Source organism: Shimia sp. W99, from assembly GCF_053851455.3.
Genome location: NZ_JBSQBU020000001.1, coordinates 1651320 through 1666931, shown reverse-complemented (window position 1 = coordinate 1666931; position 15612 = coordinate 1651320). Strand labels below are relative to the sequence as shown.

Here is a 15612-nt window from a genome sequence, read left to right as displayed (position 1 = left end):
CGCAGGGCAGGTTTGAGCCCTTATCGTCTGTATTTTACAAACGGTGTCATGCTTGCAACGCGGTCATATAATTTGCGTGCCGCCTTGTTGGTTGTGGTTGTTAGCCAGAAAGTCTGCGCCGCATCGTTTTCGTCGGCATCGGCATAGACCGCTTCAATGAGCGATTGCCCAACACCACCGCCCCTTACGGATGGGTCAACAAATAGGTCTTGCATATAGCAGCGAGGCCCCCAATCTGACGTCGATCGAAGATAGAAATAATGGGTAAAACCAACAAGTTTTCCACCTTGTTCCGCTACGAAACAGAACGGCTCACCCGTTTTGCCTTTTAGAGCATCCCAAACTCGATCAGTGGTCCTGTCCTCAACTTCCCGTTCGTAAAACGCGTTGTAGCCGCACCATAGCATTTGCCATTCGGCCTTGTCGGCTTCCTTAATGCGGCGAATTACTGTCGTTGTCATTTGAAGTACCTTGCGATTGCTGAGGCCAGCAGAGCCTATAAGCTACAAAAGCTCAATGTCTCAAAAGTCCGCAATGCGGACTTCGCCGTCATTCGCGGCACTTGCTTGCCACGGCAAAAAAGCCGCCCCGAAGGGCGGCCTTTGGCGTTTGTGCCGGGATCAGGTCAGGTCCTTGTAGGAGATCTCGCGCGAGTCGGCGCCTTCGCCCATTTTGCCACGGCGCACGAGAAGGCGGTTCAGGGCGTGGATGTAGGCCTTGGCCGAGGCGACCACGGTGTCGGTGTTGGCCGACTGGCCGGTGGCAATGATGCCGTCTTCCTCAAGGCGCACGGACACGGTAGCCTGTGCATCGGTGCCTTCGGTCACGGCATGCACCTGGTAAAGCTGCAGATGCGCGGCGTTGGGGTGCAGGGCGCGGATCGCCTTGAAGGTGGCATCGACGGGGCCGTCGCCGGTTTCGGTGGCCGAGACATCCTTGCCGTTGATCTCCATTTCGACGGTCGACTCGGCGGGGCCGCCGGTGCCGCAGATGACCTTCATCGACACGAGTTTCAGGGCGTCGTTCTCGGCATCCTCGCCCACGCGCACGAGGGCGATGATGTCATCGTCGAACACCTCTTTCTTGCGGTCGGCCAGCTCCTTGAAACGGACGAAAATGTCCTTGAGCTGGTTGTCGCCGACCTCGAAGCCGAGGGTTTCGAGCTTGTCCCGCAGCGCGGCGCGGCCCGAGTGTTTGCCCAGCGGCAGCGAGGTGCCCGAGAGGCCGATATCCTCGGGGCGCATGATCTCGAAATTCTCGCGGTTCTTGAGCATGCCGTCCTGGTGGATGCCGCTTTCATGGGCAAAGGCGTTCTTGCCGACGATGGCCTTGTTGAACTGCACCGGAAAGCCCGACACGGTGGCGACACGGCGCGAGATGGCCATGATCTTGGTCGTGTCGATGCCGGTGGTCCAAGGCATGATGTCGTTGCGCGTCTTGAGCGCCATGACGACTTCTTCCAGCGCGGTATTGCCGGCGCGTTCGCCCAGACCGTTGATGGTGCATTCGATCTGGCGCGCGCCGCCCGCAACGGCGGCCAGCGCGTTGGCCGTGGCCATGCCCAGATCGTTGTGACAATGGGTGGCAAAGATCACGTCATCTGCCCCCGGCACGGTTTCGATCAGGCGCTTGATCAGGTCCGCGCTTTCTGCCGGGGCGGTATAGCCCACGGTGTCGGGGATGTTGATCGTGGTGGCGCCGGCCTTGATCGCGATTTCGATCACGCGGCAGAGGTAATCCCATTCGGTGCGAGTGGCATCCATGGGCGACCACTGCACGTTTTCGCAGAGGTTGCGGGCGTGGCTGACGGTTTCGTGGATCTTGTCGGCCATCTCGTCCATCGTGAGGTTCGGGATGGCGCGGTGCAGGGGCGAGGTGCCGATGAAGGTGTGAATCCGGTTCTTCTCGGCGTGTTTCACGGCCTCCCAGCAGCGGTCGATATCGGCAAAGTTGGCGCGGGCCAGACCGCAGATGCGGCTGTTCACGGCATTCTTGGCAATCTCGGATACGGCCGCGAAATCGCCCTCGGAGGCGATGGGAAAGCCGGCCTCGATGATGTCCACGCCCATCTCGTCCAGCATGGAGGCAATTTCCAGCTTCTCGTCATGGGTCATGGTGGCGCCGGGGCTTTGTTCGCCGTCGCGCAGGGTCGTGTCGAAAATGACAACGCGGTCTTGTGCAGTCTCAGTCATGTCGGGTCTCTTTTCTTGTTCTCCAAAAGCCTAGGCGCGAAGCGGCATCCTCTGAGCGGTCGCGCCAGACATCGGCACGCTCAGAGGCGGGCTAGGAGAAGCAGGAGGCCAGCCGGAATCGCCGCGCGGATGCACGAAGTCATGGGGGCGATATGTGGCCGAATGGTCATGAGGGCATGTTATAGGCGCTGGGCCGCGAAGTTAAAGATAAAAAACGGTGGGTGGGAGAATTGACTCTTTAGTAAGTAAGTACTAACTAATTATCAGCGTCATTTGAGAAAAGGGCTTTCGCGATGAGTTTGGCATGTAAGGCAGGGTGGGGCGTTTCGGCGGTTCTGGCCGGGGTGATTGCGATCGGGGGATATAAGCTGATCGTTCAGGGGCATACGGTGCCTTCTGAGGATGGGCGCACGGTGGTTCTGTTGAGCGAGGATGAGCGCAACAGGGTGCTGGCCGAGATGCGGGGGTTGCTGGAAGCGGCCAAGGGCATCACGCAGGCGGCAGTGGTCGGAGACATGGAAACCGTGGCCGCCGAGGCGCGTGCCGTGGGGATGGCAGCGGCGGACGGGGAAAGCCCGGCGCTGATGGCGAAGCTGCCGCTGGATTTCCTGCAACTTGGCATGAGCGCCCACAAGGCGATGGATGATCTCGCGGATCTGGCGCTGGCGACGGATGATCCGCTGGTGGTGCTGGGGGCGATGGGTGAGGCGATGGAGGCTTGTACCGGGTGCCATGCCGGGTATCGTCTGGGTGTGGAAGGCATCGACGGAGACCTCTGAGGCGTGGCGCGACAGAGAAAATCGGCAGAGGACCGCAAGGCCGAGATCGTTCAGGTGGCGATCCGGCTGGCGGGCGAGTTGGGCCCGGACCGGGTGACAACACAGGCACTGGCCGATGCGGTCGGCGTCAGCCAGCCCGCGATCTTTCGCCATTTCCCGACAAAGCCGGACATCTGGCAGGCTGTCGGCGCGGCGATCACGTCGGGCATGGAGATGGGCGCTCTGCCTGATCCCGGTGATGATCCGCTTGGGCTGCTGGAGGCACTGGTGGCGCGGTATCTCGGACAGATCATGGCAACCCCGGCGATCCCGGCGATCCTGTTTTCGCGGGAATTGCATGTCGAGAACGAGGCGCTTAGGGCGCATTTCGAGCGTGTGATGACCGCGCGCCGGGGCATGTTTGCGCGCCTGATCGGGGCGGCGCAGGACAAGGGGCAGTTGCCGGAGACTATTGCCGCTGATGATTTGGCGGCGTTGGTGCTGGCGACGATCCAGGGGCTGGCGATGCGCTGGTCACTGGAGGCGCGGGGGTTTGATTTGCAGACCGAGGGCGCGCGTCTGATCGGGTTGTTGCTGCGGCGCGGCTGATCCGGGGACGGGTTTCAGACGTAGTCTGCACATGGAAAAAGCATTGATCATTGGGGCGTCGGGCGGCATCGGGTCGGCGCTGGCGGAACACCTTGCGGCGCGCGGTGTCGCGGTGACGGGGCTGTCACGTCGGGGCGACGGATTCGACATCACCGATGCCGAGAGCGTGGAGCGGCATCTGGCGGCGCTGTATGGGCCGTTTGATCTGGTTTTCGTGGCCTCGGGGCAGTTGGTGTCGACGAGGGAGAGGCCAGAGAAATCGTTGCGAGAGGTGAGCGCCGAGGAGTTGGCGGCGCAATTCGCGGTGAACGCGATTGGCCCGGCTCTGGTGTTGCGTCATGCGCCCCGGTTGTTGCCACGCAAGGGGCGATCGGTGTTTGCGGTGTTGTCGGCGCGGGTTGGGTCGATCGGTGACAACCGGGCGGGAGGGTGGTATTCCTATCGCGCATCCAAGGCGGCGGTGAACCAGATCGTGCATACCAGCGCAATCGAGTTGGGGCGCACTCACCGCGAGGCGATCTGTGTGGCGTTGCATCCGGGTACGGTGGCGACGGCCTTCACGGCAGAGTATCCGGGGCATGACAAGGTGGCCGCGCCGCAGGCGGCGGCCAACCTTGTGCGGGTGATGGATGGGTTGGACCCGCGCGATACCGGGCAGTTCTTTGACTGGGCCGGGAAGGGGGTGCCGTGGTGACGCGTTTGGTGCTGGTTCTGGGGGACCAGTTGAGCGACGGGTTGTCGGCGCTTGCGGCAGCGGACAAGGCGCGCGACGTGGTCGTGATGGCCGAGGTGGCCAGCGAGACCGGATATGTGCCGCATCACCCCAAGAAGATCGTGTTGGTTCTGACAGCGATGCGCAAGTTTGCATCGCGGTTGCGCGCGGCGGGCTGGGAGGTGCGGTACACGCGGCTGGACGATCCGGAAAATGCCGGGTCGATCCCCGGAGAGTTGCTGCGCCGGGCCGAGGAGGTGGGCGCGTGCGAGGTTTTGGCCACGACGCCGGGGGAGTGGCGGGTGATCGAGGCATTGCGCGAGATGCCTTTGAAGCTGTACCTGCACCCCGATACGCGGTTCATCGCCAGCCGGGCGGATTTTGAGGGCTGGGCCACGGGGCGCAAGCAATTGCGGATGGAGTATTTCTATCGCGAGATGCGGCGCAAGACCGGGCTGTTGATGGACGGTGACACGCCCGCCGGGGGCAAGTGGAACTTTGACCATGACAACCGCAAGCCAGCCAAGGTCGAGATGCATTTTCCCGCGCCGCTTTGGTTTCAGCCGGATGAGACGGTGGGGGACGTGCTGCGCCTTGTCGGTGCGCGGTTTGGCGGCAATTTTGGCGAGCTGGAGCCGTTTGGCTTTGCCACGGATCGGGACCAGGCTCTGCAGGTGTTGGCGCATTTCATGGCGCACGCGCTGCCGCGGTTCGGGGATTATCAGGACGCGATGTTGCGGGGGGAATCAACGCTTTATCATGCGTTGTTGTCGTTTTACCTGAATATCGGATTGCTGGGGCCGATGGAGGCGTGCCGTGCGGCCGAGGCCGAATGGCAGGCGGGTCGCGCGCCGATCAACGCGGTCGAAGGGTTCATCCGCCAGATCCTTGGCTGGCGCGAGTTTGTGCGGGGCATCTATTTCCTTGAGGGGCCGGATTATGCGGGGCGCAATGCCCTTGGGCAGACCCGCGATCTGCCGCCGCTTTATTGGGGGGCGGAGACCGATATGCGCTGCCTATCGGAGGTGGTCGGGCAGACGCGAGAGATGGCCTATGCACACCATATCCAGCGGTTGATGGTGACGGGGAATTTCGCGCTTTTGGCCGGGGTCGATCCGACACAGGTGCATGAATGGTACCTGTCGGTCTATGCCGATGCCTTCGAATGGGTCGAGGCGCCGAATACGGTTGGCATGAGCCAGTTTGCCGATGGGGGTGTTGTGGCATCAAAGCCCTATGTGTCGTCGGGAGCCTATATCGACCGGATGTCGGATTATTGCCGGGGCTGTGCCTACGACGTGAAAGAGAAGGTGGGCGAGGGGACCTGTCCGTTCAACATGTTGTATTGGCACTTTCTGGACCGGCATCGGGCACGGTTTGAGGGCAATGCGCGCATGGGCAACATGTACCGGATTTGGGACCGGATGAGCGAGGATCGGCGCGTCGCTGTTCTTTCGGGCGCCGACGCGTTTCTGCAGCGCCTTGAGAGCGGCGCGCGGGTGTGATGCGGGGGCAAGGCGGGTTTCAGCGCATGAGGCCAAATGGGCTGTGCATTGATTTCATTTTCTGATCATACTGCTGCAAAAATTGAAATCGAGGCGAAAATGATCTCTGAAAAAGCCCTCAAGGCCGTGATGAGCCTTGCGAAGACGGGAAGTTTCCAGGAATCGGCGCGGGATTTGGGGGTGTCGAACGCGTCCCTGTCACGCCATGTGCAACAGGCCGAATCCGAGGTGGGGTTCGTGCTGTTCCGGCGGGGGAACACGGGATGTGATCTGACGCCCGAGGGGCGGGCGTTCATGCCGCTGGCCAGGCGGTTGGATGATGACATGGCCCGGTTTGCCACCCGTGTCAGCGAATTGCGCAGCAGTGAGCAGGAACACCTGCGGATTGGCTGTGGTCCGCTGGCGACACGGTCTTTGCTGACGCCCGTGATCCGCGCGTTCCGCGAAAAGATGCCGGGTACGCGGTTGTCTGTACAGGTGCAGGCGCTGGCGGAACCGATCCGCCTGCTGGACCGCGGCGAGGTCGATATCTTCGTGGGCGATCTCAGCCATACGAGCGGGGTCGAGGGGCTGGATATCCATGTGGTGCGCCGCCGCGAAGTGCGTTTTGTGACACGCCCGGGGCATCCGCTTCAAACAGGCCAGCCGAACCGGTTGGAAGACCTGTTCCGCTATCCTTTCCTGTCCCCTTACATGCCCCGGTTCTGGCGCGCCCGCCTCACGGCGGCGATGGGTGGGGGGGAAGAGGCGGAATGGGCCGTCGAACGCCTGCCAAGCGTTGAATGCGACGACTACGCGTTGCTATGTGATCTGATCGACGGCAGCGACGCGGTTCTTGCCGGTATGCCGGAGCATTTCCGAGACCTTGAGGCAGCGGGACTTGCGCGGCCATTGCCGATTGACACACCGCTGTTCTGGAACATCTGCCTGTCGCGCCGAAAGGAGACTCAGAGCGCTGCTGCGCAGCTGTTCTGGGAACTGCTGCAAGCACAGGGCAAGGTGCGGCAGGCGCTGGTGGAGGTTGACGAGGCCTGAGGGAAAGGGCCTCGGGGAGGGGGCGATTGCGGCCCGGCCCTAGTTCTGGAGCGTGCCGTTGTCCCAGTTGCCGCTGGCCTCTTCGCCGCTGGCATAGCGCATGGTGCCTTCGCCCTGGCGTTTGCCCGCCTTGAACGTGCCTTCGTAGACATCTCCGTTGGCATATGTGGCCACGCCGACGCCGTCGATTTCACCCGCGCGCCATTCGCCGGAATATTTGAACCCGTCGGGCATGACGATCTCGCCAATGCCCTCGCGCTGTCCCTTGACGAACTGGCCGGTATAGATGGTGCCGTCTGCATAGGTCGCCTTGCCCATGCCGTGACGATGGCCATCCATCCATTCACCTTCGTAGCGGTAGCCGTCGGAATAGGTCATCACCCCATGGCCGTGGTTGCGGGCATTGGCGAATTCACCTTCATAGACAAGACCGTTGGCATAGACCGCCTTGCCCGTGCCGTCGATCACGCCGTTCTTCCAGTCGCCTTCATAGGTGGAGCCATCGGTATATGTGATCAGGCCCTGCCCGTCGGCGAGGTCGTCCTTGAACTGGCCCGCATAGACAGAGCCATCCGGATAGGTCACGGTGCCGTTGCCTTCGATATGGCCGTTGACCCAGCTTCCTACGTAGACATAGCCATCCGCACCCGTAAACGTGCCCTGTCCGTGGCGCTGATCGGCCTCGAACTGGCCTTCGTAGATGTCGCCGTTGGAATAGGTCACGCGGCCCATGCCTTGTCGTTGGCCACCGACGAGGTCGCCGACATAGACGTCGCCATTGGGTTGGGTGAGGGTGCCCTGGCCCTCGATCTGGCCATTGGCCCAGGTGCCGGAATAGACCAGCCCGTCCGGCATGGTCAGCGTACCTTCGCCCGCGCGCTCTCCGGCAACGATCTCGCCGTCATAGATGGTGCCGTCACCATAGGTGATCTTTCCCAGACCTTCCTTGACCCCGTTGAGCCAGTCGCCTTCGTAGCGGTAGCCGCCGGGTGAGAGCATCACGCCCTTGCCGTGGTGCATCGCGTTTTGAAAGCCACCTTCATAGCGCACCCCGTTGGCATAGATCGCCACACCCTGTCCCGAGATCTTGCCCTCGGCCCATTCGCCTTCATAGGTGCCGCCATCGGTAAAGGTGATCTTGCCGAAGCCATGCGGTTTGCCCTTGGCGAATTCGCCCTCGTAGACTGACCCGTTGGGAAAGCGCGCCATGCCCTTGCCCTTGATTTCACCGTCTATCCATTCGCCGGAATACTCATACCCGTTAGGCAGGCGATAGGTGCCTTGCCCATGCTGTAAGCCGCCCTTGAACGTGCCTTCGTAGACGCCACCATCGTCATATTGCTTGGTCAGAACCTGCCCGTCCTGAGCCAGCGCCGGTGCAGCCGCCAACAGGAAGGCAAAGGTAAGTGCCTGAGTTCTGCTCATGTTTTTGGTCCCCATGGGTTCGGCGTGTTCGCCCGTGCCGCCGGTTGCGGCTTTTGCGGAAATTCTAAGGCATGGGGCTGGCATGGGCAACGGGTTTTGCAGCTTTACGCTTTTCCCCGGCGCGGGTTCTGCTAAATCTGCGCATAAGCGATGCGACAGGAGGCTATCATGGCTGACACTTTCCGTCTGACGATGGCGCAGGCCAACCCCACGATGGGGGACCTCGAGGGCAATGCCGCCAAGGTGCGCGCCATCTGGGCCGAGGCGCGCGACGCCGGGTCGGACATGGTCGCCTTCCCGGAAATGTTCATCGTCGGCTACAATGCGCAGGACCTGATCCTGAAGCCCGCCTTGCAGGCGGCGGCGATGGACGTGATCGAGCGGCTGGCGGTGGATTGTGCGGATGGGCCGGTTGTGGCCGTGGGCGGGCCTTACGTGCACGATGACAAGCTGTTCAACGCCTATTTCATCCTCAAGGGCGGCAAGGTGGTGCATCGGCAATTGAAACACCACCTGCCCAATTACACCGTGTTCGACGAGGTGCGCCTGTTTGATCAGGGGCCGTTGGGCGGCCCCTATGACGTGAACGGCGTGCGTATTGGCTCGCCCATCTGCGAGGATGCGTGGTTCGAGGATGTGCCGGAAACCATGGAAGAGACCGGGGCGGAGATTCTCGTGGTGCCCAACGGGTCGCCCTATTACCGGGACAAGTTCGACCGGCGCATGAACCACATGGTCGCGCGGGTGGTCGAGACCGGGCTACCGCTGGTTTACCTCAACATGGTGGGCGGGCAGGATGACCAGGTGTTTGATGGTGGGTCGTTCGTGCTGAACCCCGGTGGGGAGCTGGCCATGCAATTGCCCGTCTTTGACGAGGCGGTGGCGCATGTGGAGTTTAGCCGCACCGACCGGGGATGGCGCTGTGGCGAGGGCGAAAAGGCGGTGCTGCCTGCGGGAGAGGAACAGGATTACCGGGTCTGTGTCGAGGCCCTGCGCGATTACATGGGCAAGACCGGGTTCAAGAAGGTGCTTCTGGGCCTGTCAGGCGGGATTGATTCCGCGCTGGTGGCGACGATCGCGGTGGATGCGCTGGGCGCCGAGAATGTGCGCTGTGTGATGTTGCCCTCGGAATATACCTCGCAAGGGTCGCTGGACGATGCCGAGGATATCGCGAACCGGTTGGGCGTGCGCTATGACTATGTACCGATCAAGGAAGGGCGGCAGGCGATCACCAACACGCTGGCGCCGCTGTTTGAAGGCACCGAACCGGGGCTGACCGAGGAGAATATCCAGTCGCGCCTGCGGGGGCTGCTCTTGATGGCGCTGTCGAACAAGTTTGGCGAGATGCTTTTGACCACCGGCAACAAGTCCGAAGTGGCGGTGGGTTATGCCACGATCTATGGCGACATGGCGGGGGGCTATAACCCGATCAAGGATATGTACAAGACGCGGGTGTTCGAGACCTCGCGCTGGCGCAATCAGGTGCATCGCGACTGGATGTATGGGCCGGGCGGCGAGGTGATCCCGCCGGCGATCATCGACAAACCGCCAAGCGCCGAGCTGCGCCCCGATCAGAAGGACGAGGACAGCCTGCCGCCTTATGAGGTGCTGGACGCGATCCTGCTGATGCTGGTGGATCAGGAGAAATCGGTGGCCGATTGTGTGGCCGCCGGGTTTGACCGGGAGACGGTCAAGCGGGTGGAGCATCTGGTCTATATCAGCGAATATAAACGCTTCCAGAGCGCGCCGGGGGCGCGGCTGTCGAAAAAGGCGTTCTGGCTGGACCGGCGTTATCCGATCGTGAACCGGTTCCGCGATCCGAGTTGAGGCCTATGGGGGCGCTGCCCCCGCCGCCGCACGCGGCGACTCCCCCGGGGTATTTCCGGAAAAAGAAAGAGGCGGGTCGAACGCTGGGGGTGCGCCCCGCCTGCAAGCCCTTTCGGGGAGTCAGAGCATCAGCTGGTAGCTGGCCGGGACATAATGGAAGGCAGAGTCGCGGGTTTCGACAAAGCCGACGGCGGGCCAGGGCATGTGGTAGCCGATGAAGGGCAGGCGGTCGGTGGCCATCATGTCCAGCATTTTCTTGCGGGTGGCGGCGGCGGCGGCCTTGTCCATGTCGAACTTTACTTCCCAGTCTGGATAGGACAGGGACCAGACGTAATGGTTGGCGAAATCGGCGGCGATGACCAGTTGCTTGCCCTCGCTTTCGATCATGTAGGCCATGTGGCCCGGCGTGTGGCCAAAGGCGTTCATCGCAGAGATGCCCGAGACCACCGCATCACCCGGTGCGATCATGTCGAACCGGTCGGCGTTGGGGCGGACCTTGGCCTCGAAGGCCTTGTTCTTGTCGGTCGCGGCCCAGGCGTCGAACTCGGTGGCCCCGGTCACGTGGCGGGCATTGGGGAAAGTCATGCCGGATTCCCCGGCGAGGCCGCCGACATGGTCGCCATGCATGTGGGTGATCACCACGACGTCGATCTGATCCGGGCTGTAACCAGCGGCGGCCAGCGCGGCGGTCATCGCGTCGGGAGCGAGGCCGGTATCGAACAGAACCAGCTCGGCACCGGTGTTGACAACGGTCGGGGTAAAGAAGAACTGCGCCGCGTCGGTCGGGATATTGGCCGCGTTCGAGGCGGCGGCGAATTCTGCCGGGGTGGCGTTCATGCCAAAGATCGCCTGTGGGCCTTCGACGGTGCGGGTGCCCACGAGCAGGGTGGTGACTTCGAAATTGCCCAGCTTCATGCGGTTGAAGCGCGTCGCGCCGATGCCCATCATCTCGGCCGCGGCAAGGGCAGGGCGGGTGGTAGCGGCGGCCAGTGGAAGGGCGGCCGCACCCAGCAGGACGTGACGGCGTGAGAGGGCGGGTGTTTTCAGCATGATGAATCTCCTGTTGGCGTTGGTATCTTCAAGGTACGTGAGAATCTGACATTTGGATGACCGGTCACGCGGATTTGATGGGGCGTCGAGCGCCGGGGGCAAATGGCGAAAAAGGCGCATTTGTGCTATGCTGCGCCCTTGTTGGAAAGGGGGACATCATGACCAACGCTTTTTCTTATGCCTGTCGGGACTGCGAAGGAATGGAGGCTTGTCCCGCGAGTGTCGTGGCCGAGACGCGGGACGAGGTCTGGAAGTTGATGGAGCTGCATGCACGGGTGGCCCATGACGAGGAGCCAGCGGATTGGGACCAGGAGACACGCGATTACCTGGGTACACTGATCAAGCCGGTGAGCGTCTAGACAGTCGGATCGGGGGCGCTGCGGGTAAAGCACCCGGGATCGCGCGACATTGAGGAGATGTCTTCATGAGCGGGAACAGCACCGGTCCGACTGGCGCCGACCCAAGGGTATTCCTCGATGGTGTCCTTCCAGAGCGGCGGCGCGAAGAAGGGCGGGTTCTGCTTGACCTGTTCACCCGGACAACCGGGTTTCCTGCGGTGATGTGGGGACCTTCGATCATTGGGTTCGGACGGTACCACTATACCTATGCCTCGGGACGCGAGGGCGATTTCCTTGCCACCGGCTTTAGCCCGCGCAAGGCGCGTCTTTCGATCTATATCCTGCCCGGTTACCAGGATTACGGCGACATCCTTGCACGGCTGGGCAAGCACAAGCTGGGCAAGAGTTGCCTTTACGTGAACAAACTGACCGATATCGACCTTGCGGTGCTGGAAGAGTTGATCCGTACCGGGCTGCGGGATCTGGATGCCATCTGGCCGGTGTCGCCGCGCTAACGTCAGTTCAGGATGGCGATCGACAGGTTGAGGGCGCTCGCAAAGGCGACCCATGCCAGGTAGGGTGCGAAAGCCCATGCCGACACCCAGTCGCGCCCCCACGCGCGGCGCAAGAAGGCGAGGATCACCACCAGCATTGCGAGGATGATGGCGAAGGCCAGCCATGGCCGTTGCAGCACGAAGAACACGGGCGACCAGAGGAAGTTGAGCCCGAGCTGCGCCCACCACAGTCTCATAGCGGCTCCGGACCGATCCGATGCGAACTGGCGCCAGCCCGCCATGGCGATCAACACGTAGAGCACTGTCCAGACTGGGCCAAAGATCCAGTTGGGCGGGTTGAAGGGGGGCTTTTCGAGCGCCGTGTACCATGCGCCCGGCGCGGTCAGCGTCCCGATCAGGATGCCACCGCCCAAGACAAGCAGCAGAAAGCGATACGTGTGGGCCAGTTGGTCTTGTGGCTCCTCAAAACGGGTCAGGAGCGGGCGTGACGTCTTGAACACAGGCAATCGGCAGACTTGAGGGCGCGAAGGTCATGATCTTACATCCTCTTTTTCAGCTGTAAAATCTACGGAAGATTTGCTGACATGGATCAATTTTCAGGCAGAATGACGGGGGTAATGTGGATGGGGGAACAGCGTATGACGTATGCGAAGGGTATGGGTGCACTTCGGTATTGCGGACTTGATGCAACGTGGTAATGCCGGTTCGCTGATAATCGGCTTAGGATTTGGAATAAGGTCGTGACCGGCATTTGGATCAATGCGTGATTTTTCAAGTTATAGTCGTCGGTGATGTGTGTTTACATTGATTGGAGGGAAGCGGTATGCGGTTTTGGCTCAAGGGGATAGCCGTCGCTCTGGCGATTGTCGGCGCTGTTCCGGTTGCGGCGGAGATGGACGCGGGCGAAATCCGAAAGATGTCAGACCGTATCAGCACAATGGTCGATGCCGATGCTGATCGTCTCAAGGCGATCTTCAAGGATATTCATCAGAATCCCGAACTAGGTTTCATGGAAACGCGGACGGCGGGGATCGTCGCATCTGAACTCGCGACTCTTGGATACGAGGTGAAAACCGGAATCGGCGGCACTGGGGTTGTCGGGATTCTGCGCAATGGACCGGGGCCGGTTGTGATGTGGCGCGCGGACATGGATGCCAATGCGATCCAGGAACAGACCGGTCTTCGTTATGCCAGCGATGTGCGGGTCACGAATTTTGCAGGTGAAGATACCTTTGTGGCGCATATGTGTGGTCATGATGCTCACACGACCTGGCTGATTGGTCTGGCGCGGGTGATGAAGGACCTTCGGGATGAGTGGTCCGGAACGCTCGTTCTTGTGGGGCAGCCTGCCGAAGAGCCGATTGCCGGGACGCAGGCGATGGTCGATGACGGTTTGTACAGCACGCATGGCGTCCCGGAGCCGGACTATTTCTTTGCGTTTCACACCGCTCCTGTACCGACTGGAGCTTTCATCTCGACGGTTGGGCGCATGACCACCATGACGACCATGGTCGATCTCACCTTTAACGGTGTTGGTGGGCATGGGTCCTCACCACATCACGCGAAGGATCCCATCGTGATGGCCGGGCAGGCGATCATGGCATTGCAGACAATCCTGTCGCGACGTGTCGAACCGGGCAAAACCGCCGTGGTGACGATCGGGGCGATCGACGGTGGTGTCGACAATAACGTGATCCCGAATGAGGCGACGTTGAAGCTCAAGCTGCATGCCGAAAGCCAGCAGATATTTGACCAGCTTTTGCGGGAGATCACGAATATCGCGCACGGGATCGCTGTTGGGAGCGGGCTTGATCCTCTGGAGATGACCAAGATCGAACAAAAAGGGTTTGCCTCGCTGATCGTGAATTCCGAAGCGGCCGTCCTGAGGGCGCGTGAGCTGATGAGCGCGGCCGATTACGTGCCCGGTCAGGTCAAGGACGAGATCATGCAGGGGTCGGATGATGCGTTTCTGCTGGTCGATGGGATCGAGGGGGTCGAGAAGGCCTACTATTTCATAGGGATTGCCGATCACGATCTGTTCCGCGAGTCCTGGGAGCGCAACCAGAGTTTTCCCTTCTTTGTCCACGAGCCGTTCTACAAGGTGGACCTTGAGGCGATTCCGACAGGCACGAAAATGTCGGCGCTGCTGGTTCTTGATGCTTTGCGGAACTGAGTGCCGTCAGAGTGGACAAAGCGCGCCAGTTGTGGAATGGGGAGCCGCAACAGGAGTATGAGATGACCACCACCCGTTTTGCCCCTTCGCCGACTGGCTATATCCATGTTGGCAACCTGCGCACCGCATTGATGAACCACCTGATTGCCCGCAAGGCGGGCGGGACGTTCATTCTGCGGATTGATGACACCGATCCCGAGCGGTCCAAGCAGGAATATGTGGATGCCATCCAGCAGGACCTGGAATGGCTTGGCCTGACCTGGGACCGGGTCGAGAAACAGTCGGACCGGCTGGAGCGCTATGAAGAGGCCGCCCAGCAGTTGCGCGATATGGGGCGCTTTTACGAGTGTTTCGAAACCCCGACCGAGCTGGACCTCAAGCGCAAGAAACAGCTCAACATGGGCAAGCCGCCGGTCTATGACCGCTCGGCGCTGGGGTTGAGCGATGCGGACAAGGACAAGCTGCGCGCCGAGCGGGGCAGTGGCCATTGGCGTTTCAAGCTGGATCATGAGCGGATCGAGTGGGAGGATGGCATTCTCGGGCATCGCTCGATCGACGCGGCCAGCGTCAGCGATCCGGTGCTGATCAAGGGCGACGGACAGTTCCTGTATACGCTGGCGTCGGTCTGTGACGACATTGATTTCGGGATCACGGACGTGGTGCGCGGATCGGACCATGTGACCAATACCGCGACGCAGATCCAGATCATCGAGGCGCTGGGCGGCGGTGTGCCGAATTTCGCGCACCATTCGCTGTTGACGGGTCCACAGGGCGAGGCGCTGTCCAAGCGCCTTGGCACGCTGGCTCTGCGCGATCTGCGCGAGGCAGGGGTGGAGCCGATGGCGCTCTTGTCGCTGATGGCGCGGCTGGGGTCGAGCGACCCGGTCGAGATCCGAAATGACCTTGCCGAGATCGCGGACGGGTTCGAGCTGTCGCATTTCGGGGCGGCGCCGACCAAGTTCGACGTGCAGGATCTCTATCCGCTGACCGCGAAATACCTGCATGAGCAGCCCCTGTCGGCAGTCGCTGCGGATGTGGCGGCGGCGGGCGTTCCGGACGATCTGGCCGAACGTTTCTGGCAGGTCACGCGCGAGAACATCACCACCCGCAAGGATCTCAAGGGCTGGTGGGAGCTGTTTGCCAACGGTGCGGAGCCGGAGATTGCCGACGAGGACAAGGAGTTCATCGCCGAGGCCATGAAACTTCTGCCCGAGGGGCCGTTTGACGATGAGACCTGGGGCAAGTGGACGTCCGAGGTCAAGGCGGCCACCGGGCGCAAGGGCAAGGGGCTGTTCATGCCGCTCAGGAAGGCGCTTACCGGGCAGGGCTCGGGGCCGGACATGTCGGCGCTGATGCCGCTCCTGCAGGTGGTCAAGGCCCGCGGCTGAAGCTTCGGGGCGCCCTTGCCCCTTCTCAATGGTTCCAAATACCCAAGGCGCGCCAACGGCGCGCCACGCCCAACGCTTTGGGGCG

15 protein-coding genes are annotated in these 15612 nt (G+C 61.6%); 10 read left to right on the top strand and 5 right to left on the bottom strand.

What is annotated here, in order from left to right; genetic code table 11:
• Window positions 1-20 precede the first annotated feature (20 nt).
• Both ACS3QZ_RS08245 and ACS3QZ_RS08240 read right to left on the bottom strand, forming a co-directional pair.
• The gene (locus ACS3QZ_RS08245; RefSeq protein ID WP_317674168.1) at window positions 21-461 is read right to left on the bottom strand and encodes a GNAT family N-acetyltransferase; all 441 of its coding nucleotides are present in this window, start codon (window positions 459-461) and stop codon (window positions 21-23) included.
• Between the two features lie 159 nt (window positions 462-620).
• Entirely contained in the window at window positions 621-2192 is a 1572-nt protein-coding gene (locus tag ACS3QZ_RS08240; protein ID WP_456037403.1) for a 2-isopropylmalate synthase, read from the bottom strand.
• A 293-nt stretch (window positions 2193-2485) separates the two neighbouring features.
• Between ACS3QZ_RS08240 and ACS3QZ_RS08235 the strand changes: the two genes are divergently transcribed.
• From ACS3QZ_RS08235 to ACS3QZ_RS08215, 5 genes are all read left to right on the top strand, one after another.
• Entirely contained in the window at window positions 2486-2971 is a 486-nt protein-coding gene (locus ACS3QZ_RS08235) for a hypothetical protein (RefSeq protein ID WP_456037402.1), read from the top strand.
• Between the two features lie 3 nt (window positions 2972-2974).
• Window positions 2975-3559 carry a TetR/AcrR family transcriptional regulator gene (locus tag ACS3QZ_RS08230; RefSeq protein WP_456037401.1) on the top strand — a complete coding sequence of 195 codons (585 nt, stop codon included), beginning with the start codon at window positions 2975-2977 and terminating at the stop codon, window positions 3557-3559.
• A gap of 31 nt (window positions 3560-3590) precedes the next feature.
• The gene (locus ACS3QZ_RS08225) at window positions 3591-4253 is read left to right on the top strand and encodes an SDR family NAD(P)-dependent oxidoreductase (RefSeq protein ID WP_456037400.1); all 663 of its coding nucleotides are present in this window, start codon (window positions 3591-3593) and stop codon (window positions 4251-4253) included.
• Window positions 4250-5776, top strand: coding sequence for a cryptochrome/photolyase family protein (locus ACS3QZ_RS08220; protein ID WP_456039322.1), 1527 nt, complete (start codon window positions 4250-4252; stop codon window positions 5774-5776). Before ACS3QZ_RS08225 ends, ACS3QZ_RS08220 begins: the two co-directional genes overlap by 4 nt.
• A gap of 99 nt (window positions 5777-5875) precedes the next feature.
• Window positions 5876-6811, top strand: coding sequence for a LysR family transcriptional regulator (locus ACS3QZ_RS08215; protein WP_456037399.1), 936 nt, complete (start codon window positions 5876-5878; stop codon window positions 6809-6811).
• A 39-nt stretch (window positions 6812-6850) separates the two neighbouring features.
• On the opposite strand, the gene ACS3QZ_RS08210 is transcribed toward ACS3QZ_RS08215, so the two are convergent.
• A complete protein-coding gene (locus ACS3QZ_RS08210) occupies window positions 6851-8236 on the bottom strand; it encodes an MORN repeat-containing protein (protein WP_456037398.1) in 1386 nt (461 codons plus the stop codon).
• Between the two features lie 168 nt (window positions 8237-8404).
• On the opposite strand from ACS3QZ_RS08210, the gene ACS3QZ_RS08205 reads away from it, so the two are divergent.
• Window positions 8405-10063: an NAD+ synthase gene (locus ACS3QZ_RS08205; RefSeq protein ID WP_456037397.1), complete on the top strand. Its 1659-nt coding sequence runs from the start codon at window positions 8405-8407 to the stop codon at window positions 10061-10063.
• A gap of 120 nt (window positions 10064-10183) precedes the next feature.
• On the opposite strand, the gene ACS3QZ_RS08200 is transcribed toward ACS3QZ_RS08205, so the two are convergent.
• Window positions 10184-11113: an MBL fold metallo-hydrolase gene (locus ACS3QZ_RS08200; RefSeq protein ID WP_456037396.1), complete on the bottom strand. Its 930-nt coding sequence runs from the start codon at window positions 11111-11113 to the stop codon at window positions 10184-10186.
• A gap of 158 nt (window positions 11114-11271) precedes the next feature.
• Between ACS3QZ_RS08200 and ACS3QZ_RS08195 the strand changes: the two genes are divergently transcribed.
• Both ACS3QZ_RS08195 and ACS3QZ_RS08190 read left to right on the top strand, forming a co-directional pair.
• A complete protein-coding gene (locus tag ACS3QZ_RS08195; RefSeq protein WP_093092441.1) occupies window positions 11272-11472 on the top strand; it encodes a DUF1059 domain-containing protein in 201 nt (66 codons plus the stop codon).
• A gap of 65 nt (window positions 11473-11537) precedes the next feature.
• Window positions 11538-11966: a DUF1801 domain-containing protein gene (locus ACS3QZ_RS08190; RefSeq protein WP_456037395.1), complete on the top strand. Its 429-nt coding sequence runs from the start codon at window positions 11538-11540 to the stop codon at window positions 11964-11966.
• 2 nt (window positions 11967-11968) lie between these two features.
• Here the strand turns inward: ACS3QZ_RS08190 and ACS3QZ_RS08185 are convergent, their stop codons facing one another.
• Complete coding sequence (locus ACS3QZ_RS08185; RefSeq protein ID WP_456037394.1) at window positions 11969-12466, bottom strand: TspO/MBR family protein; 498 nt, start codon at window positions 12464-12466, stop codon at window positions 11969-11971.
• Between the two features lie 323 nt (window positions 12467-12789).
• On the opposite strand from ACS3QZ_RS08185, the gene ACS3QZ_RS08180 reads away from it, so the two are divergent.
• Window positions 12790-14139 carry an amidohydrolase gene (locus tag ACS3QZ_RS08180; RefSeq protein WP_456037393.1) on the top strand — a complete coding sequence of 450 codons (1350 nt, stop codon included), beginning with the start codon at window positions 12790-12792 and terminating at the stop codon, window positions 14137-14139.
• A gap of 62 nt (window positions 14140-14201) precedes the next feature.
• A complete protein-coding gene (gene gltX, locus ACS3QZ_RS08175; protein WP_456037392.1) occupies window positions 14202-15527 on the top strand; it encodes a glutamate--tRNA ligase in 1326 nt (441 codons plus the stop codon).
• Window positions 15528-15612: the final 85 nt, after the last annotated feature.

What these genes read in the sequence shown, in the direction of transcription:
- ACS3QZ_RS08245 (WP_317674168.1), bottom strand. Translation starts at nt 461, where the DNA reads ATGACAACGACAGTAATTCGCCGCATTAAGGAAGCCGACAAGGCCGAA.
- ACS3QZ_RS08240 (WP_456037403.1), bottom strand. Translation starts at nt 2,192, where the DNA reads ATGACTGAGACTGCACAAGACCGCGTTGTCATTTTCGACACGACCCTG.
- ACS3QZ_RS08235 (WP_456037402.1), top strand. Translation starts at nt 2,486, where the DNA reads ATGAGTTTGGCATGTAAGGCAGGGTGGGGCGTTTCGGCGGTTCTGGCC.
- ACS3QZ_RS08225 (WP_456037400.1), top strand. Translation starts at nt 3,591, where the DNA reads ATGGAAAAAGCATTGATCATTGGGGCGTCGGGCGGCATCGGGTCGGCG.
- ACS3QZ_RS08215 (WP_456037399.1), top strand. Translation starts at nt 5,876, where the DNA reads ATGATCTCTGAAAAAGCCCTCAAGGCCGTGATGAGCCTTGCGAAGACG.
- ACS3QZ_RS08210 (WP_456037398.1), bottom strand. Translation starts at nt 8,236, where the DNA reads ATGAGCAGAACTCAGGCACTTACCTTTGCCTTCCTGTTGGCGGCTGCA.
- ACS3QZ_RS08205 (WP_456037397.1), top strand. Translation starts at nt 8,405, where the DNA reads ATGGCTGACACTTTCCGTCTGACGATGGCGCAGGCCAACCCCACGATG.
- ACS3QZ_RS08200 (WP_456037396.1), bottom strand. Translation starts at nt 11,113, where the DNA reads ATGCTGAAAACACCCGCCCTCTCACGCCGTCACGTCCTGCTGGGTGCG.
- ACS3QZ_RS08195 (WP_093092441.1), top strand. Translation starts at nt 11,272, where the DNA reads ATGACCAACGCTTTTTCTTATGCCTGTCGGGACTGCGAAGGAATGGAG.
- ACS3QZ_RS08190 (WP_456037395.1), top strand. Translation starts at nt 11,538, where the DNA reads ATGAGCGGGAACAGCACCGGTCCGACTGGCGCCGACCCAAGGGTATTC.
- ACS3QZ_RS08180 (WP_456037393.1), top strand. Translation starts at nt 12,790, where the DNA reads ATGCGGTTTTGGCTCAAGGGGATAGCCGTCGCTCTGGCGATTGTCGGC.
- gltX (WP_456037392.1), top strand. Translation starts at nt 14,202, where the DNA reads ATGACCACCACCCGTTTTGCCCCTTCGCCGACTGGCTATATCCATGTT.